At 49.9% G+C, this 22,777-nt stretch carries 22 protein-coding genes; 1 reads left to right on the plus strand and 21 read right to left on the minus strand.

Features of this window, described 5'->3' with window-relative positions:
• Window positions 1-78: 78 nt before the first annotated feature.
• The 10 genes from DWY63_RS07265 to DWY63_RS07310 all read right to left on the minus strand — a co-directional run bounded on the left by DWY63_RS07265 (window position 79) and on the right by DWY63_RS07310 (window position 9,658).
• A complete protein-coding gene (locus DWY63_RS07265) occupies window positions 79-579 on the minus strand; it encodes a heme-degrading domain-containing protein (protein ID WP_022461366.1) in 501 nt (166 codons plus the stop codon).
• 191 nt (window positions 580-770) lie between these two features.
• Complete coding sequence (locus DWY63_RS07270; RefSeq protein ID WP_117509259.1) at window positions 771-1,565, minus strand: RnfABCDGE type electron transport complex subunit B; 795 nt, start codon at window positions 1,563-1,565, stop codon at window positions 771-773.
• A gap of 13 nt (window positions 1,566-1,578) precedes the next feature.
• Window positions 1,579-2,154 (minus strand): electron transport complex subunit RsxA, encoded by a 576-nt coding sequence (gene rsxA / locus DWY63_RS07275; RefSeq protein WP_022461368.1) that lies wholly within the window; start codon window positions 2,152-2,154, stop codon window positions 1,579-1,581.
• Window positions 2,151-2,855 (minus strand): electron transport complex subunit RsxE, encoded by a 705-nt coding sequence (rsxE, locus tag DWY63_RS07280; RefSeq protein WP_022461369.1) that lies wholly within the window; start codon window positions 2,853-2,855, stop codon window positions 2,151-2,153. Before rsxE ends, rsxA begins: the two co-directional genes overlap by 4 nt.
• Entirely contained in the window at window positions 2,852-3,490 is a 639-nt protein-coding gene (locus DWY63_RS07285) for an FMN-binding protein (protein WP_117801738.1), read from the minus strand. Before DWY63_RS07285 ends, rsxE begins: the two co-directional genes overlap by 4 nt.
• Window positions 3,487-4,443, minus strand: a complete 957-nt coding sequence (locus DWY63_RS07290) for an RnfABCDGE type electron transport complex subunit D (protein ID WP_117801739.1) — start codon at window positions 4,441-4,443, stop codon at window positions 3,487-3,489. Before DWY63_RS07290 ends, DWY63_RS07285 begins: the two co-directional genes overlap by 4 nt.
• A gap of 13 nt (window positions 4,444-4,456) precedes the next feature.
• Window positions 4,457-5,785, minus strand: coding sequence for an electron transport complex subunit RsxC (gene rsxC / locus DWY63_RS07295; protein ID WP_117801740.1), 1,329 nt, complete (start codon window positions 5,783-5,785; stop codon window positions 4,457-4,459).
• Between the two features lie 106 nt (window positions 5,786-5,891).
• Complete coding sequence (gene truA / locus DWY63_RS07300) at window positions 5,892-6,629, minus strand: tRNA pseudouridine(38-40) synthase TruA (RefSeq protein WP_117801773.1); 738 nt, start codon at window positions 6,627-6,629, stop codon at window positions 5,892-5,894.
• A gap of 29 nt (window positions 6,630-6,658) precedes the next feature.
• A complete protein-coding gene (locus tag DWY63_RS07305) occupies window positions 6,659-8,098 on the minus strand; it encodes an ATP-binding protein (protein ID WP_117801741.1) in 1,440 nt (479 codons plus the stop codon).
• An 87-nt stretch (window positions 8,099-8,185) separates the two neighbouring features.
• Window positions 8,186-9,658: a vWA domain-containing protein gene (locus DWY63_RS07310; RefSeq protein WP_117801742.1), complete on the minus strand. Its 1,473-nt coding sequence runs from the start codon at window positions 9,656-9,658 to the stop codon at window positions 8,186-8,188.
• 479 nt (window positions 9,659-10,137) lie between these two features.
• Between DWY63_RS07310 and DWY63_RS07315 the strand changes: the two genes are divergently transcribed.
• Window positions 10,138-10,677 carry an FKBP-type peptidyl-prolyl cis-trans isomerase gene (locus DWY63_RS07315; RefSeq protein WP_199607193.1) on the plus strand — a complete coding sequence of 180 codons (540 nt, stop codon included), beginning with the start codon at window positions 10,138-10,140 and terminating at the stop codon, window positions 10,675-10,677.
• Window positions 10,678-10,795: 118 nt separating this feature from the next.
• On the opposite strand, the gene DWY63_RS07320 is transcribed toward DWY63_RS07315, so the two are convergent.
• The 11 genes from DWY63_RS07320 to DWY63_RS07370 all read right to left on the minus strand — a co-directional run bounded on the left by DWY63_RS07320 (window position 10,796) and on the right by DWY63_RS07370 (window position 22,700).
• Window positions 10,796-12,796 (minus strand): ABC transporter permease, encoded by a 2,001-nt coding sequence (locus tag DWY63_RS07320; protein WP_117801744.1) that lies wholly within the window; start codon window positions 12,794-12,796, stop codon window positions 10,796-10,798.
• The gene (locus DWY63_RS07325; protein WP_055219485.1) at window positions 12,789-13,556 is read right to left on the minus strand and encodes an ABC transporter ATP-binding protein; all 768 of its coding nucleotides are present in this window, start codon (window positions 13,554-13,556) and stop codon (window positions 12,789-12,791) included. Before DWY63_RS07325 ends, DWY63_RS07320 begins: the two co-directional genes overlap by 8 nt.
• 146 nt (window positions 13,557-13,702) lie before the next feature.
• Entirely contained in the window at window positions 13,703-14,722 is a 1,020-nt protein-coding gene (locus DWY63_RS07330) for a sensor histidine kinase (RefSeq protein WP_199607195.1), read from the minus strand.
• Between the two features lie 23 nt (window positions 14,723-14,745).
• Window positions 14,746-15,417: a response regulator transcription factor gene (locus DWY63_RS07335; RefSeq protein WP_022461380.1), complete on the minus strand. Its 672-nt coding sequence runs from the start codon at window positions 15,415-15,417 to the stop codon at window positions 14,746-14,748.
• A gap of 135 nt (window positions 15,418-15,552) precedes the next feature.
• The gene (locus DWY63_RS07340) at window positions 15,553-16,074 is read right to left on the minus strand and encodes a nitroreductase family protein (protein WP_022461381.1); all 522 of its coding nucleotides are present in this window, start codon (window positions 16,072-16,074) and stop codon (window positions 15,553-15,555) included.
• Window positions 16,075-16,148: 74 nt separating this feature from the next.
• Window positions 16,149-16,373: a DUF6472 family protein gene (locus DWY63_RS07345; RefSeq protein ID WP_117509268.1), complete on the minus strand. Its 225-nt coding sequence runs from the start codon at window positions 16,371-16,373 to the stop codon at window positions 16,149-16,151.
• Between the two features lie 67 nt (window positions 16,374-16,440).
• On the minus strand, window positions 16,441-17,643 hold the full coding sequence (locus tag DWY63_RS07350; RefSeq protein ID WP_117760780.1) for a class I SAM-dependent rRNA methyltransferase: 1,203 nt from the start codon (window positions 17,641-17,643) through the stop codon (window positions 16,441-16,443).
• 136 nt (window positions 17,644-17,779) lie between these two features.
• On the minus strand, window positions 17,780-18,688 hold the full coding sequence (locus DWY63_RS07355; protein ID WP_242991110.1) for a radical SAM protein: 909 nt from the start codon (window positions 18,686-18,688) through the stop codon (window positions 17,780-17,782).
• 89 nt (window positions 18,689-18,777) lie between these two features.
• On the minus strand, window positions 18,778-19,653 hold the full coding sequence (locus tag DWY63_RS07360) for a methionyl aminopeptidase (protein WP_022461385.1): 876 nt from the start codon (window positions 19,651-19,653) through the stop codon (window positions 18,778-18,780).
• 190 nt (window positions 19,654-19,843) lie between these two features.
• Entirely contained in the window at window positions 19,844-21,262 is a 1,419-nt protein-coding gene (locus tag DWY63_RS07365; protein WP_117509271.1) for a GH32 C-terminal domain-containing protein, read from the minus strand.
• A 4-nt stretch (window positions 21,263-21,266) separates the two neighbouring features.
• Window positions 21,267-22,700: a glycoside hydrolase family 32 protein gene (locus DWY63_RS07370; protein WP_117801745.1), complete on the minus strand. Its 1,434-nt coding sequence runs from the start codon at window positions 22,698-22,700 to the stop codon at window positions 21,267-21,269.
• Window positions 22,701-22,777 lie beyond the last annotated feature (77 nt).

The raw sequence follows: 22,777 nt of genomic DNA on the forward strand, positions 1-22,777 counted from the left end.
GTTGTCCCTGATGGAACTATCATGTCTTTTTGCCGGTGACATTGTATCATACACAAAATTTAGTTTCAATCATCATTTTCATACAGTTCTGATTCTCGGTACTTCATCGATATGCAAATATTTGCTGATGCATTTCACAATCACATCATGATCCGAAACCTGTCCCATGCCGGACACTGCTACGGTTGCCACAACGCCGACTTCTTCCACGCAGATCGGAAAACCTCCGCCCAGCATTGCGTATTCCTTCGGGTCCAGTACCATCTGTTTTACGCTCTCCGGCGCATTCGTCGCTGCCATGTAGAGCTGCAGCGAACTCCGCTCCGTCAGAAGCACCGAATTGCTCTTCCGTCTCATCAGCTCCACATTGTGCGGCGTAATGCCGTTATCACAATACTGGAATACAACTTCTCCATTGCTTCTGCGGATCATGATGCCAACCTGCGCTCCGCGCCGTCTTGCCTCCATCAGGATCATCGTTCCCAGTTCCCATGCGTCTGCATTTGTAAAATGCGTAAACTGCAGAATATCCTCCTGCATATCGAGCACTTTCATCAGTTCATCCATTGTCATTGTCATACTTTTGCCCCATCCTTTCTGCCATTTTATATTTTTTTAGCTTTTCGCCCCTCGTTTTCTGACTTTCAGTTTATCATTTTCCCAAATTCAAGTCAAGCCAGCCACCCCCGGCATTGGCTAACACGATATCACCGAAAAGCAAAAATTCCACGCCGCAGAAGTTCCCTCCCACAGCATGGAATTTCTCATTTTTATTTTTCTACCATAATACACTTCCGCGGGCAGTTCTCCGCGCAGAGGCCGCAGCCTGTACATTTTGCCGGGTCGATCTCCGCGCGCTGGTCCACAACGTGAATTGCATCCGACGGGCAGTTCTTCTCGCACTTCTTACATCCGATACAGCCGATCTCACACGCTGCCATCACCGCCTTGCCCTTCTCGGTTGAGCGGCATTTCACCGTGATCCTCTGCTCATACGGAATCAGGTCGATCAGATTTCTCGGACAGGCCTTCACGCAGGCACCGCATGCCTTGCACGCTTCGCCGTCCACAACGGCAATGCCGTTTTCAATATGGATCGCATCAAACTTACATGCCTTCACGCAGTTTCCAAAACCAAGACATCCGTTTCCGCAGCTCTTCGGACCGCCGCCCGGTACAAAACCGGCGTAGGAGCAGTCCCTTGCACCCGTGTATTCATACTTGTTCTTTGCCACGTCACACGTACCGGCGCACCGTACCACTGCTTTTCTGCGCTCCTGTGCTCCGGCTTCCTGTCCCATAATGGCACCGATCGCTGCCGCAACCGGCGCTCCGCCGACCGGACAGACCGAAATCGGGGCTTCACCCTTTACCACTGCAGCCGCCGCTCCGTCACAGCCCGGGTAACCGCAGCCGCCGCAGTTGTTGCCCGGCAGCGCTTCACGGACCTTCGTCTCGCGCTCGTCCACTTCCACATAAAACTTCTTTCCGGCAATTCCAAGGAGAATACCAATCAAAAGGCCGGTTCCACCCACCATCAGGGTGGCTGCTAAAATACCATTCATCTCTTCATCCCTCCTAGATCATTCCGGAAAATCCCATAAATGCCATTGACATCAGCATAGCCGTAAGAAGAACGATCGGCATTCCTTTGAATGACTCCGGGATATCGTTGTACTCCATCTTTTCCCGCAAGCCGGCCATCAGCACCATGGCAATCGTAAAGCCGATTGCGGTTGCCAGACCGTAAACCGTACCCTGCAGAATCGTGTAATCCTTCTGTACGTTGATGAGTGCCACACCGAGTACCGCGCAGTTTGTTGTAATCAGCGGAAGGTAAACGCCGAGCGCTCGGTACAGAGACGGAATCGTCTTTTTCAGGAACATCTCAACGAGCTGTACCAGCGCCGCGATGACAAGAATGAAAACGATCGTTTTCAGATAATCAAGTTCTGCCGGTGCCAGGATAAATTTGTAAATCAGACTTGTCACAAATGAAGAAATCGTGAGGACAAAAATAACCGCTCCGCCCATGCCGGCCGCCGTATCCATCTTTTTGGAAACACCGAGGAACGCACAGATGCCGAGGAACTGGCTTAAGACAACGTTGTTCACCAGCGCAGCACCGATGGCAATCAAAATCAGTTCTTTCATTTCGCTTCCTCCTTTCCTTTCACAGCCTGGCAGTATGCCTTATTGGCGCATGCCATACAGCCGGTCTCTTCTGCCGGGACTGCCGGTTTTCCGGTTTTCTCTGACTTCTGGCGTTTGATGCGGTTCTGCACCGCAACGAGCATTGCCAGCACAAGGAATGCACCCGGCGCCATGATGAAGATGTTTACCGGCTCGTAAGCACTCGGCATTACCTGGATACCGAACAGGGTTCCGGCTCCGATCAGCTCACGGAACATACCGATCAGGGTCAGGCCGACGGTAAATCCAAGGCCCATGCCGATACCATCAAATAAAGACGGGATCGGACCATGTTTTCCAGCATATGCCTCGGCGCGTCCCAGGATGATACAGTTTACAACGATCAGCGGGATGTAGATGCCAAGGGCGGAATAGAGTGCCGGAATAAAACCTTCCATCAAAAATTCCACGATGGTTACAAACGATGCCACAACAACGATGTATGCTGGCATACGCACGCCGTCCGGGATGATTTTCCGAAGCAGGGAAATCATCAGGTTGGAGGCGGTCAGGATGACCATCGTCGCAAGGCCCATGCCGATACCGTTCTTTGCAGAAGTGGTAACCGCAAGCGTCGGACACATACCCAGCATCATGACGAAGGTCGGGTTTTCTTTTATGATACCATTATAAAGCCGTTCCAGCGGCGTATCTTTTCTCATGAGTTCCCTCCCTCTCCGGAAAGCAGACCGGATTCGTTGCAGTAGTTAAAACAGCAGATTCCTGCATTGACACCGTTTGTTACAGCGTTCGTTGTCAGAGTTGCTCCGCTCAGCGCATCGATTTCATCATCCGCGGATGCGCCGGATTTTGTGTAGGAGAATGCTTCTACGTTTTTATCCTTGAACTGATTCTTGAAATCGTCTGTGTCGGCACGCATACCAAGGCCGGCCGTCTCGGAAAGTGACAGGAAAGAGATTCCCTTTGTCGTTCCGTCCGATGCAATTCCCATCGAGAACTGCATGCCGCCGCCATAGCCTTCGGTTGTGGAGATGATCTCAACCAGGCCGATCGTCGCGCCGGATGCGTCTTTTGCAAGCAGCAGTTCGTCAATCGTCTGTGCTTCAAAACCGTGGCCGATCAGTGCTGCCGTAAGCTCTGCCTGTTCCGCATCGCTCATTGTTACTTCTTCAAAGGAAACTGCCTCCGGGAATACGTTCTGGCAGGATTCCTGTTTTTCTTTTTCCTGCTGTTTCTGGATCGGCTCTAAGGTTACCTGGTGGGCCGCACCGAGAAGCAGGCCGGCGATCAGCGTAATCGCCGCAAGAATCAGGGCATTTTTTACTATTTTATTCATGCTTTCTTCTTGCCTCCTCTTCCGAATCCAACCGGCACGGTCACGCGCTCAATGAGCGGAACCAGAAGGTTGGTAAAGATGATGGCATAGGAAACGCCCTCTGCCGAATTTCCAAAGATACGGAATACGCCGGTCAGAAGTCCTAAAATGACCGCATAGATATACTGTCCCTTCTTTGTGATCGGGCGGGTAACGTAATCGGTTGCCATGAACCATGCGCCGAGCATCAGACCGCCGCCCAAAAGATGCGCGCCAAGGAAATTGATGTCAAAGCCGTGGCCGCCGAAAAGCAGGGCGAATAAAAGCTCGGTTCCGATGTAAATGAGCGGAATGTTGAGGTCAATCACATGGATGCAGACAAGGAAAATTCCGCCGATCAGAAGGGCAAGCGCGGAAGTCTCGCCGATGGTTCCTGTCGTGTTTCCAAGGAACATGGACAGCAGATTCACCTGCTCTCCTGCTTTTGCTGCGGCAAGCGGTGTCGCACCGGATACGGTATCCACAAGATGTGCGGCTGCCGGAGCGGCGAAATTGGTCATATGACCCGGGAAGGAAATCAAAAGGAAACATCTTCCTGCAAGCGCCGGGTTCATGATGTTCTGGCCAAGACCGCCGAAAAGCTGTTTTACAACGAGAATTGCAAACACACCACCGATCACCGGCATCCAAAGAGGTGCCTGCACCGGCATGTTCATTGCCAGCAGAAGACCAGTTACCAGTGCACTGCCGTCGGCAATCGTCACCGGTTTCTTCATTCCTTTTTCATACAGATATTCCGTCAGGGGACAGACTGCCATCGAAATCGCAATCAGAAGCAGTGCCCGAAGGCCGAAATTCCAGACTCCCACGCAGGCTGCCGGGGCAAGGGCAAGCAGGACGGCAAACATGATTTTGTCTGTCGTCACCTTGGACCGCGCGTGTGGGGAAGATGATACGTGTAATAATCCATTCATATGTAAGATCCCCCTATTTCTTCTTTCTCTTTGCCAGAAGCACTTTACGCATCGAGCTGATTTCCTGCGTCAGCGGACGTCTTGCCGGGCAGATAAAGGAACAACAGCCACATTCACAGCACTCCATTCCGCCGTATTTCAGGAACTTCTCTTCCTCACCGTGCTCCGCAAAAACAGAAAGGCGGGCCGGAAGAATCTGACCCGGACAGACGGAAACACAGCGTCCGCAGTTGATGCAGGCAGATGGTGCCAGCGCAGATACTTCATCCTCCGTAAGGCAGGTCAGTGCAGATGTTGTCTTGGTAACAGGAACATCCATTGTAAACAATGCTTTTCCCATCATCGGGCCTCCGCAGATGATCTTGACCGCCTCGTTTTTCAGACCGCCTGCCTGCTCTAAAAGTTCGGACAAGAGCATGCCGACCGGTACTTCAAAGTTGCACGGATTCTGTACAGCATCCCCCGTCACGGTAACGATACGGCTCATCAGCGGTTCGCCGAAGCGGACTGCCTGGTAAATAGCGGTCACGGTATCAATGTTATCCACGATACAGCCCGCGTCCGCCGGCAGCATGGAGGAATTTACCTTTCGTCCTGTTGCTGCATAGATCAGCATACGCTCGGCACCCTGCGGGTATTTCGTTTTGAGCTCCAGAACCTCAATGTTGTCCTCCGGAAGTACCAGCTCACGGAATTTTGTGATACAGTCCGGTTTGTTGTCCTCAATGCAGATGATTCCCTTTGCTTTCGGGAACATATGCAGCATGATTTTTAAGCCTCCGATCACCTTTTCCGGCTCTTCGAGCATTCTGCGATAGTCGCTCGTCAGATACGGCTCACACTCTGCTCCATTGACGAGAATGTGGTCAATCGCTGACGGATCTTTCGGGGATACTTTGACGTGTGTCGGGAAGCCTGCACCTCCCATTCCCACGATTCCGGCCTCTTTGATCTTGTTCCGGATCGTATCTGCGTCGAGTTTTTCCCAGTGCGGGCACTCCTCAAATGTTTCTTTTTCATACAACCCGTCGTTCTCCACAACGATACAGTCTACCGGGGAACCGGCTGCGGAAACTTTTTTCTCAATTCCTTTTACCGTGCCGGAAACCGATGCGTAAACAGGAGCCGAAACAAATCCTCCCGCTTCTGCGATTTTCTGTCCCGCTTTTACATGGTCGCCTTTTTGTACGATCGGCACCGCAGGCGCTCCGATGTGCTGTGACACTGCGTAATACAATAAGTTGCCCGGCTGCGCTTTGACAATCGGTTTGTCCTTGGAGAGCTCTTTTCCCTCGTACGGGTGAACGCCGCCATGAAAAGTATTTCTTTTCTTCTGAAACATGCTTTTCACCTCATCCTTTCTCTTTTCTATGCTGCATTTATCAATTCACAGCCTTTTTTCGGTTTTTTATGCAAAAAAGGCTGGTGCATTGCCCTGATTATTTCGGTTATTCATATCGGACTTCTTTTAACAGGAGTCCGCATGCCGGTGCAAGAAAACCCGCACTTTCGCGGTCTTTTGCTTTGAGAAGCTCCGTCATTGATGCGATATCCCGTTTTCCCATCCCGGCCTCCACAAGTGTTCCGGTCAGGATCCGCACCATGTGGTACAGAAAACCGGTTCCGGTATAGGAAATGATAAGAATCCCGTCTTTCTCGCAGAAATCAATTCCGGTAATCGTCCGTACTGTCGATTTTTTCATACGTTTGTTGGCACAGAAGCTCCTGAAATCATACGTTCCGATAAACGCTTTCGATGCTTCTTTCATTTTTTCCACATCGAGCGGTGCTTCCGGAAAATACACGTATTTCCGCTCGAAAACATGCTTTCTGCCATCGATCACGATACGGTATTCGTATGTTTTGTCCACCGCATTCAGACGGCTGTGGAAGCGCTCCGGCATCCGCGCGAGGCTGGTAACTTCGATGTCTTCCGGCAGATAATGGTTGATTGTCTGCAGAAGTTCTTCATCGGATAGATCCGTATGAAACTTTGCATTTGCGACCTGTCCCGCCGCATGGACGCCGGCATCGGTTCTGCCCGCGCCGTGGATCTCCACCGGCTCTCCTGCGATCCTGGACAGCAGCGTTTCGAGCTTGCCCTGAATCGTGTTGTCCGTATTTCCCTGCTTCTGCCAGCCGTTATAGCGCGTGCCATCGTACTGCAGGATCATTTTATAATTCATCTTTTTCTCCTTTCCAAAGTGGCCGCTTATCATTCGGCATCCATGCTTTTCTCAATCAAAAAGCTCCGTAACGCTGGACTTCGCGCCAGATTTGCTTCAAACAGCACCACTTCTGCTCCGCCCGGAAAGCTGTTCTGTAAAAATTCAGCGGCACGGCGGATCTGCAGTTTCACATCCTTTACTTCCTTCTCCACTTTTTCCTGTTCCAGTTCACATACCGTTTCAAAAAGCTCTTTCATCTGATCCGAATCGGTTTTGCGACATTTTTTAGCGGTCTCCTCGAGTTTTTTTAACTTTTTCAAGACCCGCGCATTCGTTTCTTCCTCGCCCTTTTTCAGCAGTCCCTGCTGTTTGCACACTGCAAATCCCTGCTCTTTCTGTTGTAGCCAGGATGCGTATGTCTCATCTTTTTTCTGCCTGCAAAGCCCGGTAAACTGGCGAAAGCACTCGGAGAGCTCCTTTGCCGTGTGCTCCTGCTTCTGGCAGCCGGATGCCTCTTTCTGAAGTGCCGCATGAAACAGAGACAGCAGTACAGATCGCTCTTCTGCGGAACCATTTGCCGCCATCTTCTGTTTTTCTGCCATGATTTTTCCGGAAAATGCACCGGTCAGAATCTCCTCTACACCGTAATCCTGTCCATATTTTTCGTAAATCCTGTAGTACGAGCTGAATTCCTCCGCCGTCTTTTCTTCCTGCAAATATTGTCCGATCAGTGCTTCGTCGACCGGAAAATGCAGGATTTCATAACTTTTCAGCACTGCCGACAAATCCTCCCAGCCGCGTGCTGTCACAAAACGCTTCTCATCCGCTTCCTGCGAAACAGAATAAAAATGGTCACTGTGTGCCATAAGGTACGTTGTCACGGCGCTGTGGATCTGATTTTTCTCTGCATAGGAAAGCCACACGGAAAGCTCGGGAAGCACCTCGATCTTCCGCACACGGTCAAGCGTTGCCACATCAAATTCCCGCACAGATTTATTATATTCCGGCGGATTTCCGGCGGCCACGATCAGCCAGTCATCCGGGATGTGCTGATTGCCGAATTTTTTGTCCTGCAAAAGCTGCAGCATTACCGGAGCGAGGGTCTCGGAGACGCAGTTAATTTCATCGAGAAAGAGGATACCCCGCTTCTTTCCGGTCTGCTCCATGCAGTCATAGATCGAGGCGATGATCTCGCTCATCGTGTATTCCGTTGTATGTACCATTTTCCCTTCGATTCCACGTGTGCAGATCTCCGGAAGGCCCATGGCACTCTGACGCGTATGGTGTGTCATCGTGTAGGCGACAAGCCCCACACCGCACTCTTCTGCGATCTGCTCCATAATTGCCGTTTTTCCGATGCCCGGCGGGCCGATCAGGAGAATGGGACGCTGCTGCCGGAGCGGAACCAGCGGAAAACCAATTTCATCTCTTGCAAAGTATGCGCGCAGGGCTTTTTCAATTGTCTCTTTTGCTTCTTGTATGTTCATATGATCTCTCTTATCTTATGCACTCTTTATGTACTCTCGAAATCTTTCTGTGTTTGATTTTGCGAGATGCTTTTTTGTCAGTTTTGTTCAAAGAGTACATTCTTCTGTCAGCAGTTTTTTTGCCCATTTTGGGACAAGATTCATTTTTTCGGTCTGTCTGACAAAGACGAATGCCGTCTCGTAATCGGGCTTTTGTTCGGGATAAATTCCGTCTCCGTCGGTAAAATAGATCAACGCTTTTAAGTTTCGGAATACGTGCTGTTCCCGCAACTCTTCCACTTTCTGAAAGACAGGACGGAAATCGGTTCCGCCTCGGCCCTTGATGATAATTGTTTCACGGTAAGCTTCCCATTCTTTCGGTGAATGGATCATCGTGACATCCTGCACGAAGCTGTCGCACTGGATCAGGCAGACGTTCCATCGGGAAAAGAAGTTTTCTTTTTCTTCAAGAATGCTGCGCGTCTCACCAAGGAACTTTGCTACAATTTCTTTTTTGCACGAACCGGATGTGTCGATCGCGATAACCAGCTCTTCGAGACGGTTTCCTTCGCGCGTCTCCGGCGGCTCGATGAAAGGGAAATTTCCGTAATACATAAGCCCATAATGGTAAGCGACTGGATCGAAGCTGTCGAGATCCAGCTCCATTTCCTCGCGGGTAACGGTAAAGCGTTTCAGGAAGCGGCGGTAATCGTACGCTCTTTTTTCGATCCCGGACAGGGTTTCTTTTTTTCCACCACGGTTCTGACCTCGCCGCAGGCCGCCGGTGCCGTAGTTTTCCGCCAACTTGCGGGAAGCACGTTTCCAGACTGATTGAAAAGACTCGATAAGTTCCGGCTCTTTTCCCGGCACCAGCCATGAAACCGGAGACTGTTTTTCTTTTTCCGGCATCAGCCATGAAACCGGGGGCTGTTCTTCTTTTTCCGGCTCCGGTGTTTCTTTCCCAAACCGGCGGATGCATTCCAGCAGCAGGTGCTGATAGCCTTCCTTGAGGAACGATGAATTTTCGGCACACATGCGGAGTACAAAATCGGAGTTAAAATATATCGTATAACCGTCGGATGTGATGGTTTTTGTCCTGCCGGACGGCTGATGCTGAAAGAAAAGAATCGCTTCACCAAGTTCCGGGTACATCCAGCAGAGGTTTTTGCGGGCTTCTTCGAAAAGCCGGAGCGCCAGTGCTTCTTTTTCTTTTGTGGGCTTTTCTTTTTGAACCACAGCTTCTGTTTTTTTGCTTTCCGTATTCTCCTGCATCGGATCCTGTGAGTTCCGGTTCAGGAGAATGTGGAAGGCCTGCCATTTCTGCTGGTCGGCGGCAAGGTTGAGAAAACGTTTTCGGTCTGCATCGGACAGCCATCCGGTCTGCAGAATATTTTCCAGCTTTGAAAAATCATCCTCACGAATCAGCATTTCGACAGCGGGACGGATGCGTTTCCGCAGGTATGCGGTATATGCGGCTCGCTGTTCTTCCGGAAGATCCTGCGATTCACAAAAGCCGGAAAGTGCAGCCCGGAGGCGCTGCTGTTCGGATGTCGTCGTTCTGAAACTACTCCAGTCATCCATTTTATTCACTCCCTTACTCGTCGCGTTTTCTCACTTGCACTCAATCTTACGCTGCCGCGTAAGCGACATTCGTCGTTCGCCAACTGAAAATAAATTTTCGTTTGACTCACTTGCACTCAATCTTACGCTGCCGCGTAAGCGACATTCGTCGTTCGCCAACTGAAAATAAATTTTCGTTTGACTCACTTGCACTCAATCTTACGCTGCCGCGTAAGCGACATTCGTCGTTCGCCAACTGAAAATAAATTTTCGTTTGACTCACTTGCACTCAATCTTACGCTGCCGCGTAAGCGACATTCGTCGTTCGTCAAATGAAAATAAATTTTCATTTGACTCACTTGCACTCATTATATCGTCATTTTTGAGCATTGACAATGTTGGATCGTGTTATTTTTTTCACACTTTTACCATATTTTTATGATATACTTGATATTATAAAATACGATTGCAGTCGTAAAAGCGCAAAGGAGATCCTTTTTATGAACAAAGAAAACAGAAAAGCTGCCAGGGAACGGCGTGCCAAAGAGCGGGAGCACGAAGCGAAAGTAGCGCATTACAAAAAGATCTGGAGCTGGGCCGGACCAGCTCTGATTGTCGTTGTGATCGTCGGCCTTATTATTGCCAGCGTACTCGATTCCAAACGACTCTCTGTCAAAAGTGCCTCGGAGGATACCTCCACAGCCTCATCGGCCGCATCCGCCTCATCAGCCTCCACTTCGGCTTCTGCCTCTTTGCAGACCGACACTTCCCTCACCATTGAGGACGGTGATACCGTCAATATCGACTATGTCGGCTCCATTGACGGCGTGGAATTTGAAGGTGGAAACACAAAAGGAAACGGCGCTGATCTTGTGATCGGCTCCCACACTTACATCGATGACTTTGAAGAACAGCTCATCGGCCATCACCCGGGCGACAGCGTAGATGTAACCGTCACTTTCCCGGAAGACTATGGAAAAGACGAACTCAATGGAAAGGAAGCTCTTTTCAAAGTTACCATCAACGGCATTTATAAATAGAACAACCAAAAAGACATCCCCCGCAGATTTTCCGTCTGCGCCGGATGTCTTTTTCTTATTATTTTTTTGTTAAGTTTTTTTCAAAGGCGCTTCGATGTATTAAAAAAAGTACATCTTCTTATTCCACAATTTTGTAATACGCCCGCGCCGTCAGCACATAGACGATCAGGTAAACCACGGCAAACGCCGCAATCGTAATCGCTGTTGCAGCCAGGAACAGATTGCTGTCCGGGAAATTCAGCATTGCCATGATACGCCTGGTCAATGGAAACGCTACCATTGTATGCACCACGGCCACCGCGAGCGGCATGAAAAAGACCGTTACCACCTGTGACTGAATCGTCTGACGGATTTCTTTGCGGCTCATGCCGACCTTCTGCATAATCTGGAACCGTTTTCGGTCATCGAAGCCTTCTGAAACCTGCTTATAATAGATAATCATAACGGCACCCATCAAAAACAGCGCACCGACGAAAACACCTAAAAACAGAAGTGAACCATACAGACTGTAAACCGTATTGCGCTCTTTTTCGCGCACTTCCACCCATCCGTTAAAAGATGACTCCGTCAGTATCGTCTCAATCTCATCTCCAACAGTGATCTGTTCGCCAGCATCCCCGATAAGATCCAGAGCATATTCCCAACTGTATCCTTCTGGCTCCTTTCCCTGCACAGCTGCATACGCTTCCTTTGCTTCCTTGTTCCGCGTCACCACCGTCATTGTCTCATACACCTGCGTCTTCTCATCCAGAATGTACGATTTCTTATCGGTATTCCATTTTTTTACTTCATACGTCTGATTTCCCAGTTCAATCGTGTCATATCCATAATTTTTCTGTTTTTCCTGAAAAACCAGAGCCTGCCCTGGTTCCAGCTCTACCTGTTCGCCGGTTACCTGATTGTACTCCGACTCTTCCATGATTTTTATCAGTGTGCTCGCCGCAGCATCATCTGACTGTGTTTTTTCTACTTTGTTTCTATCTACAACAGCAAGCATAACATAGTATCTCTGATCACTTTCATACTTTTTTCTGAGCTGCTTTTCTTCCAGATGCTGATCAATCCCAGTTTTCACTTCCTCTATCATCTTCTGACTGACCGGTTCCACCGTCTTCATAATGCCGCTCACGCCAGTATTTGCTTCGATCGAAATCTGATGTGGAAACCGCGTATAGGTAACCTCCTCAATCCCCGTCCACAAACATGTGCTGATGGAGATAACCAGAAGCACACCCGTTGACAGAATACAGATATTCGCAAGACCGACCGCATTTTGCTTCATGCGGTACAGCATGCCCGAAATGCTTGTAAAATGGCGTGTCTGGTAATAGTAATTCTTGTTTTTCTTCAGAATTTTCAAAAATGCAATACTTCCAGCAGAAAACAGGCAGTACGTTCCCACCATAACCAAGGCGATTGCATTAAAAAACTTATCAAGTGCGTCCATCGAGGATTGGCTGGTCAGAGCCAGATAATAGCCAACACCAAGAAGCATGAATCCAAGAACCGCCGTCAAAAGCTTCGTTTTCGGTTCCCGCTCACCCTGCGCGCCGCCGTGCAGCAGTTCGACCGGCTGTGAGACGTGGATCTGGCGAAGGCTTAAGAGAAAATTGATCACAAAAGTCAGGCCGAACAGCAGCATCGTACTTCCCACGGCTTTTGCACTGAACGCAAAACCAATTGTTCCGTTCAGTCCGGTCAGCTTCATCAGCACCAGAAACAGCAGGCGGTACAGCAACACACCGAGCAGAATACCGATTCCAAGCGATGCCGCCCACAGATACAGACTCTCAAAAAAGAGGATCTTCGCCAGATGCTTTTTCTCCATGCCGAGAATCTGGAACAGACCGAACTCTTTTTTTCTTCTTTTTGCCAGAAAACTGTTGCTGTAGATCAGAAAAATCACCGCGAACAGGCCAATGATATAGGTTCCCATCCCCATCACTGTCAGGATCGTATCTTTTCCGATCATGGGTTCAAAGCCACTTCCCTGCGCCAGTGTATCCATGATAAAAAACATCACCACCGTGCCGATGCATGACAGCAGATACGGAAGAATATTCTGACGGTTTTTGCTCAAATTTGTTTTTGCCAGTCTGGCATACAGCAGATTATTCATCCCGTTCACCACCCGTCGCAAGAATTGTCAGCGTATCGGAGATCTTCTGATACATTTCATCGCGCCCTAAAGAACCGCGATACAGCTGGTGGAAGACCTCGCCATCCTTGATGAACAGCACACGCTTCGCCGAGCAGGCCGCCTTCACACTGTGCGTTACCATAACAATCGTCTGGCCCTCCTCGTTGATCTCCCCGAACAGTTTCATGAGGCCATCCGCTGCATGGGAATCGAGCGCGCCGGAAGGCTCATCCGCAAGAACCAGCTCCGGATTGGTAATCAGCGCACGCGCAACGGCTGCACGCTGCTTCTGTCCGCCGGACACCTCATATGGGTATTTATTGAGGATCTGGGTGATGCCGAGTTTTTTCGCAATCGGCTCTGCCCGAAGACTCATCTCCTCGTATTTTTTTCCTTCCAGCACGAGCGGCAAATAAATGTTGTCACGCAGGGAAAAGGTATCCAGCAGGTTGAAGTCCTGGAACACGAAACCTAAATTTTCGCGGCGGAATCCGGCAATCTCCTTCTCCTTTAATTCGCCGAGATTCTTTCCATTTAACCGCACCTGTCCGCCGGTTGGCTTGTCTAGTGCTGCGAGCAGGTTCAGAAGCGTCGTTTTTCCGCTTCCCGATTCGCCCATGATTGCAACAAATTCGCCCCGTTCCACTGTAAAATTAACGTCTTTCAACGCTTCCACCCGGTTGCTGCCAAGGCGCGTGGTATATGTTTTTTTCAGATGTTCTACTTCCAGAATTGCCATGTCACATTTTCCTTTCTGTCTGAACTGTTTTCTTAATTGACAAGGCTTATTATACCCGTCCGCGCCCTCTTCTGCCTTAGGATCATCTTACAAAAAGACCGGCAACCTTACATTTCTGTAAGATTCCCGGCGAAGCTCTCTATGTACTACAGGGATACGGTATCCAGCCCAAGATACACCTTCGTTCCCACTCCCATCTCCGACTCGATGCGGATGGTATGCGAAAGTTTCTCCATGATCTGGCGGCACAGATACAGTCCGATGCCCGTTGACCGCTTGTCTGCGCGGCCGTTGCAGCCCGTGTAGCCTTTTTCGAAAATCCGCGGCAGATCCTCCGGCGCAATGCCGATGCCGGTGTCCTCAATCACCAGCGTTTTTGGTGCATCCGGTGACAGATAGATGTGAATGCTTCCACTTTTCGTGTATTTCAGCGCATTTGACAGAATCTGCTCCAGCACAAAGACGAGCCATTTTTCATCTGTCAGCACCTCGCAGTGCACCGGCTCGTAGGAAAGGATAATCTTCCGGCGGATAAAAAGCGGAGCATATTTCCGCACAGCCTGGCGGATCAGCGCATCCAAATCGTACCTTGCAAAGACAAGATCCGATGTCATTTTTTCCATGCGCAGGTACTGCAGCGCCATCTGCACATACTGCTCCGTCTGGAAAAGTTCGCTCTGCATTTCACGCGAAAACGGCGTATCCTCCTCCTGCAGAAGCAGCCGCATCGCCGCAATCGGCGTTTTGATCTGATGGGTCCACATCGTGTAATACTCCATCATATCGCGGTATTTCTGCTCCATCTTAATCTGTTCTTCCTGAAACTGCCGCTCATAGGATGCGATGATCTGCTGGTAATCCCGCGCCAGAAGCCCGTCCGCCTCCGGAAGCGCTTCTGTTTTGCCCTGCGGTTCGGCGGCAAGGAGTGCTAAGACCAGATGATGTTTCCGGTACTTCCCATAATGAAAGCAAAAACCTGTGGCTCCGACAGCAGCCATCAGCACGATCATATAAACGGTGACATCCTGCGGCACATTGCGCAGAAAACAGAGGAGTGAAAATACTCCTATAAAAGCGGCAATCCGCACGGCCGATGCAAGATGCTCTTTCAAATACCAGTTAAGAAGCATAAACTCCTGCCGGATTCCCTCTTTCTGTTGTTCCATCCTTTTCTCCTGTTCTGCTTCCGTCATGCGATCAGGTAGCCGACACCCTTTTTCGTCTGGATAAAGTCTGTAAGTCCTGCCTCCTCCAGTTTTTTCCGCAGGCGCGTGACGTTGACGGTCAGCGTGTTGTCATCTATAAAGCTGTCCGACTCCCACAGATGCATCATCAGCATATCGCGGCTGACGGCTTTTCCTTTATTTTCGAGAAGGGACTGCAGAATGCGCCACTCATTTTTTGTCAGCTCAATCCGCTTTCCCCGGTAATTCAGCACACCACTTCCCGTATCGAGCATGGCACCGCGGTGCTCGAGGAAATTCGTTTCTCCGGCAAATTCGTAGGTGCGGCGGAGCATCGCCTGGACTTTGGCGGTCAGGACACTTAAATCAAACGGCTTCGCGATAAAGTCATCGCCGCCCATATTAACGGCCATAATGATGTTCATGTTGTCCGATGCAGAAGAAAGAAAAATTACCGGCACTTTAGAGACCTTTCGAATCTCCTGGCACCAGTGAAATCCGTTAAAAAAGGGAAGATGAATGTCCATCAGCACTAATTGCGGATTTTTCACGGCAAATTCGGCGAGAACGCCGGAAAAATCCTGTACGCAGAACGCATCCATGCCCCAGGAAACCAGGCTCTGCTGCACGGCGCGGGCGATGACTTCATCATCTTCTACAATCATAATTCGATACATGGCTGTTCCTCTGTTGTCTCTAGCAAAGCGGATATTCACAATCCGCTTCGCTACTTGCTTGATTCGGTTAAAAATATGGACTCCGGGCGGGTGTTTTCAACGCACAGCCGCTCCCAGAGCCGTTTTCGCAGATGATTATACTCTTACAATATAATCTGCTTTTCTTTCTTTTGCCTCCGGGTACTCACAGTCGCGATAGCCGAGGATGCAGTGGCCGATGCCAACATAATTTTCGGAAAGTCCCCACTCTTTTAAGAGGGCTTTTCCCTCCGGGCTCGCGAACTCTTCTTTTGCACGATGGATCCAGCAGGAATCCACACCAACGGCATGTGCTGCCAGCATCAGATTTCCCATGACAAGAGAGCCGTCCTCCACATAAGTTCCGCGCTCCGGGTCAGCAAGCACGATCAGAACGGTCGGAGCGCCGTAGAACGGATCGGATGTTGTACCCATAACAGCTGCATTCATTTTCGAAAGCTTTGCAATCAGCTCCGGTTTCTGTACCACAACAATCACCGGCGACTGTTTTCCCATGCCGGTTGCCGCATACGTTCCGGCCTCCAGAATTGCATCGAGCTGCTCATCGGTAATCTGCTCCGCTTTGTATTTGCGGATGCTTCTTCTTGTTTTGATTGCATTTAATACTTCGTTGTTCATGGTAAAAATCCTCCTGTTCTTTTTTTGTTTTTATCGCAAACGCCGCAGCTTTGTATACCGGACGCATTGCCTGCCTACATCTGTTTCCGCACAATCCGATACTCATCGCCGAGCTGGTAGTACGGACAGTCGTAAAATTTATCCTGCAGAAAACGTGCCATCTCATCCTCATCAAGATCGACCTCGCAGGTGTAGCACTCATACTCCTCATCATACACAAAATTGCCGCACGACTCACAGCTTGTGGCCATCTGGCGGGAGTGCTTTTTCTTTTGTGCATGGGGTGTTGGTTCTATCATATGGCAATTCCTCCCATTTCTTACACTTCGCTTTTCCGTTTCGGCGCTTCCGGCAGAGGAAGAATTTCTATTTTTCATCCACAACCTGGAAAATGTAAAACTTCAGGTAATAGGACTCATCCGCCGCCCACAGAATTGGATGATCCGGGGCCTGGGTGCGGTATTCTACCTGACGAAGGCGTTTGTGGACGTTGTGAGCCGCCTGGTTGATGGTTTTCGTGAAGAGTTCGTAGTCCATAAAGTGGGAACACGAACAGGTGCACAGATAGCCGCCGTCTTTGACCAGTTTCATGCCGCGCAAATTGATTTCACGATATCCCTTGATTGCGTTTTTGATAGAGTTTCTTGATTTTGTGAAGGCCGGCGGATCAAGGATAACGACGTCGAATTTTTCTCCCTCTTTTTCAAGACGTGGCAACAGTTCAAAGACATCCTCGCACACGAAAGATGCTACGTTTTCCAGACCATTTAAGGATGCGTTTTTCCGTGCCTGCTCTACGCCGAGCTCTGATGCATCAACGCCGATAACTTCCTTTGCTCCTGCATATGCCGCATTCAGTGCAAACGATCCGGTATGGGTAAAGCAGTCGAGCACTCTCGCGTCCTTGCAGAGCTTCTGCACAGCCAGACGGTTGTATTTCTGATCCAGGAAGAAACCAGTTTTCTGGCCGTCCTTGACATCGACGAGATAGTGGACACCATTCTCGACGATTTCCACGCTGGTGTCAAACGGCTCGGAGAGAAATCCTTTCACACGCTCCATGCCCTCCTGCTCACGCACTTTTGCATCACTTCGCTCAAACACGCCGCGGATCTTAACCCCGTCAGCTGCCAGAACCTCCTCCAACAGGCGGATAATCGTCATTTTCATTTTGTCGATACCGAGTGCCAGTGACTGAACGACCAGCACATCGGAGAATTTATCCACTACGAGTCCCGGCAGGAAGTCTGCCTCGCCAAAGATCAGGCGGCAGCTTGATGTGTCTGTCACTTTTTTGCGGTATTCCCAGGCATCCTGCACTCTTTTTCTCAAAAATGCTTCATCGATTTCCTGGTCGATATTTCTTGTCATCATACGGATGCGGATTTTGGAATGCTCGTTGATGAAACCTCGTCCCATCGGGTATCCGTCGAAGTCGCGCACCAGCACGATATCTCCGTTTTCATATGCTCCTAAAATCGAAGCGATCTCATTATCAAAAATCCAGGCTCCGCCCTGCTTTAAGGCGCGGCCCTCTCCTTTTTTCAGTGTTACAACTGCGTTGCTCAAAAGTTTTTCCTCCTTAAAACAATATAGTTAGTCATATCTAATCATAGACAAATGTGTTTTGCTTGCATTCACAAAACCGCGCTTCCAGCGCTTTTTGCTGCTGCACAGCTCCTTTTTGCACGAGTGAACTATAACGTCAGATTCCTCTTCCGTCAAACTCCGGAATGAAGCTCTCCTCGGCCACCGGGCCTTCCTGTAAAAAGGCGTTGGTGACGCCGAGGGAAAACGTATAGTCCAGCAGACGCTCATACTCCCGCTTTGTCGTTTTCCGGTTCAGCGGACTTATGTTTTCCACCTGCGGAAGCGGCGTGTACTGGCTCATGAGGCTCAGCCAGACGGTATCGCCGTACGTCTCATAGACGTATTTTACCACAGCTTTTGCATTTTTTACAGCACCGGGCAGCAATAAATGGCGCACAATCACACCTTTTTTCATCAGACCATTCTCATCGAATACAGCCTCTCCTGTCTGACGCACCATTTCCGCCAGCGCCCGTTTTGCTGTTTCCGGGTAATCTTCTGCCCGCGAGTACACTTTTGCAAGGGAGGAGTCCATATACTTAAAATCTGTCAGATAAATATCGATCAGCCCATCCAGGGCCTGCAGGGCTTCCACGCTCTCATACCCGCCGCAGTTATACACAACCGGCACGGTAAGTCCCTTTTTCTTTGCCTGAAAAAGTGCCTCCCGGATCTGCAGCACGTAGTGGCTTGGTGTCACAAGATTGATATTGTTTGCATTCTGTGCCTGCAGTTCCAGAAAAATATCCGAAAGCCGCCCGATCGAAATCACTTTTCCGCTTTCCATCTCCGCAATATGATGGTTCTGACAGTAGACACACCGCAGATTGCACCCGGAAAAGAAAACCGTCCCTGACCCCGTCGTCCCGGAAATACACGGCTCCTCCCAGAAATGCAGCGCCGCCCGCGCCGCCGCAACCCCGGAGGGCGCCTTACAATATCCCGTCTTTCCATGCTCCCGGTCCGCTCCGCACTTCCGCGGACAAACCCGGCACCGGCTCATCTCCAGTTCCAAATCCTGCATCGTATTTCTCCCTTTTCTCTTTAGAAAAAAGCCGTGTCTCCGGAAAATAGTTCTTCCACAGACACAGCTTTCATATTTCTATGCGTCAATTAATATGCCAGAATTTCATATCCATCTTCTGTTACCGCAACCGTAACCTCCCACTGGGCTGACGGTGCGCCGTCCTCAGTGTAGACAGTCCAGTCGTTGTCGGAGTCGATGAAGATCTCATCCGTTCCGAGATTGATCATCGGCTCAATGGTGAATACCATACCCGGTACGAGCAGCATTCCGGTATCGCGTCTTGTGACATAGCTGACGAACGGATCCTCGTGGAACTCCAGACCGACGCCATGACCACCGATGTCACGGACTACTTTATAGCCCTGACTCTGGGCAAATTCATTGATCACCGCGCCGACATTGCCAAGCCGGTTAAACGGACGTACTTCGGAGAGTCCAAGCTGTACGGCTTTTAACGTATCTTCCACCAGCTTCTTTGAAACATCGTCTACCTCACCGATACAGAACATACGGGAAGAGTCGGAAAAATATCCTTTATAAATGGTAGAAACATCAACATTGATGATATCTCCGTCCTGCAGAATTTCCTCTTCGTTCGGAATTCCATGGCATACCGCATCGTTGATGGAGGTACACACGCTCTTCGGAAATCCTTCATAATTCAGCGGTGCTGCAATTCCGCCGAGTTCTTTTGTCTTTTCTGCGACCAGACGGTCGATGTCTTCCGTACTCATGCCTGCATGAATGTTTTCGGCCACATAATCCAGAACTGCAATATTGACAAGACCGCTTTCACGAATTCCATCGATCTGATCCGGTCTTTTGATAATTTTCTTCGGCGGAATTTTCCATCCCTTTAATTTATAAGAATTGATTTTCTCATCCAGCGCCAGATGGCAGTCTTTGTACTTCTTCCCGCTGCCGCACCAGCAGGGATCATTTCTTCCAATTTTTTTCAGCATAATGTTCTATCCTCTTTCTGAACGCGGAACGACAGATCCGATTTTCTGTCTCCCGCTGAAATTCATATAACTCCTCTACTACTTTACCACACTCCGGCAAAACTGCAAGCAAAAGTTCCCAAATGAATAACTCTCTCAAAAGAGACCCTCCGCCGGATTCCGCATGCGGACGGCGCGTGCAGTAAGGTTATCATGCGTGAAAAACTTTTATATCCCGAAATACCGCTTTCCCATCCGATGCATACAGCCCGAAGCATCCGCCCGTCTGATCATACATCCGTGTTCCAAGCGCAATTTTGCCATCCACATAAGCTTCCAGAATCGTACCGTCTGCAATCACATCGACATGAAAGCTTCTTCCCGTTGATGACGGCAGCGGCCGTTCCAGTTCCACCTCATATGGGAACATCTGTCCGCCCCGCTCTGTCATGCGGACTCCGGATTTAAACTCGATCCGGCGGCGGCCAAAATCAATCAGAAGATAATAACCGACCGTAAATGTTTCTTCGACATGCACGGCAATTCCAACGCTCGGACAATCCCCGTCCACTTCGACGTCAAAGGAAAGACGGCTCGTTTCCCCCACCGGATTCAGCAGCAGCGCACCAAAATCGTACGGTGCATCAACCTCTGCCTGGTTCTTTTCCAGCTTCCACTCTCCTGTCAGTGCCTGCATCTGAAGCGGTTCTTCCCATCCCACGGCTTCCAGCACCTGTGGAATCGGCTTCACAAAAAGATCGCCATTCTCATCCTGCCACAGCTCATGCACCACCAGACTGCCGCCCCAGTCCCATGTATTACAGTCTTTTCCGGGATATCCCGGCGGATCAAAATTGTGCTCGTTGACTTCTCTTGTCGGATTCCAGCCGTAAACGTATCGGTGAACGCCATCACTTCCCGTCTTTGCCGCATAAAAAGCACGCGTGTCGAACGTATCAATTTCCGGCGTCTGCCACGGTCCATACGGACTTCTGCTCTTCCGGTACATCGTCTGATAGCGGTCCGCATACGAAGAAAAGACGAGATAATACCAGTCTCCCATCCGGAAAAAGTCAGGGCACTCAAACGCACACTGTGCATTCATCGGAGCATAAAACGGCTCGCAATAGTCCCAGTGATGCAGATCCTTCGATTTGCACAGACCCACACAGCCTCTCCTCGTCGTTTTTCCTTTTTTCTGCGCCGCAAAAATCATCCACCAGCAGTTTTCCTCCTCACTCCAGAAAACAAACGGATCCCTCCAGTGGATCGGCTCATAGATCACATCATCCGATGCGAAGCGGTCCTCCGGGATTTCCGTCCACACATCCAGATCGGTGCTGACGGCGTGATTCATGTAGTTCTTCTCTGGCAGCTTCTGAAAGGTACAGTAAAACATGTGATACAGGCCATCCACTTTGATCACAGAACCCGTGCCGCCCACAATTTTTGTATCATGCTCCGTATAATGAATATGATCTGTCGTGCTCAGCATCACCCAGCTGTCCTGATGCTGTTCATCCCGGTTCGCACGGTAATTGCGAAGATAAAACGGTTTAAAAACACCATTGTCATAATAGGGGATCACATCACCCAGCACTGCCTTTTCCGGTCGAAAATAAAGACTCATCCGCTCATCCTCCCATCGTTGTCAATTGAATATTTTCAAAGCGCACCTTTCCGTCAGATACAGCAAGACCAAACTTCCGGTCGTGCAAGTCATACGCGCGCACACTGAGAGCCGTTGTTCCGCCCACATAGACTTCCATCACAGACTCATCGATATAAATTTCCATGGAATACGTTTTCCCCGGAATCAGTTCCAGCGGCCGCTCCAGCTCGACATCGTACTGGAACGTCCATCCGCCCTGCTCATGCATACGGATTGCGCTCTTGTACTCCAGACGCTGCCGCTTCGGATCTAAGTAGAAATAGTAGCCTCTCGCAAACTCCTCATCCACCTGCAGTGCCACGGCAAAACGCTCTGTTCCTTCCGAAAACGTGAAATCAAATGCCAGACAGCCCTGATGCGGAACATCGTTTTCACTGAGTGCAGACGCATAAGCATACGGCGTATCAACAACGGCAGATGTTTCACCAATCTCCCACGCGCCGTTCATCGGTGCCCACTTTACGTCATTTTGAATGGTCAGAACCTCTTTCAGCGCCGGATTTGGTCTTACCGCCAGTGTGCCGTCCTCCCGTGCATAAATTTCATGCGGAATCAGCGTACCGCCCCAGTCATATGTTTTGTAATCGTATCCCTCGTGGTTCGGATCCGGGTCGAAATTCCAGGTGTTCTGTGTCCTTGTCGGATTCCAGCCGAACAGATACCGGTGGTTTCCATCCCCGCAGCTTTTTGCCGCGTAGAACGCACGACCGTCAAAGGAATCTGTTTTCGGGCGTTTCCATGGTCCATGGCAGGAACGGCTCATGCGGTAAATGGTCTGGAAATGGTCTGTGAACTGCGAAAAGATCAGATACCACCAGCCGTTTTCGTAAAACATATCCGGGCATTCGTATGCCGACATGCTCGCATGTGGTGCATACAGCGGCTCACAGCACTCCCAGTGGTGAAGATCGGCAGATTTACATAAGCCCACACAGCCGCGGCGGCCTGTTTTTCCCTGGCTCTGCGCGCACAGCAGCATCCACCAGCAGTTTTCTTCCTCATTCCAGAACACGTATGGATCGCGCCAGTCGGTCGGCAGATAGATCGTTTCGTCCGGTCCGAATGTTTCTTCTTCGTGTTTCGTCCAACTGTCCAGATCACTGCTCGTCGCGTGGCAGACGTACTGCCGCTGCGGATTCTGTTCAAAGACGCAGTAATATAAATGGTAAATCCCATCTGCCTTGATGACAGATCCCGTTCCTCCCAGAATCCCAATCGCCGTCTCCGGCCCGTAATGCACCATATCTTTTGTGTTTAGCAGATGCCAGCCGTCTTTCCTGTCGCTGCCGAAATATGGATTCCAGTTTTTCAGATAAAAAAGGTGGAATTTCCCATCTTCATAATAAGGAATCACATCGCCGACACGGGCATGCTGCGGGGTATAAAATAACTGCATATTTTTTTCTTCTCCTTTCCGTTTTTCTGCGGTTTTTCCCGCTTTTTCGTACTCTTTTTCCGATGCTTTTATTATAC

The organism is Blautia sp. AF26-2 (genome assembly GCF_003460955.1).
Classification (GTDB): Bacteria; Bacillota; Clostridia; order Lachnospirales; family Lachnospiraceae; genus Fusicatenibacter; species Fusicatenibacter saccharivorans.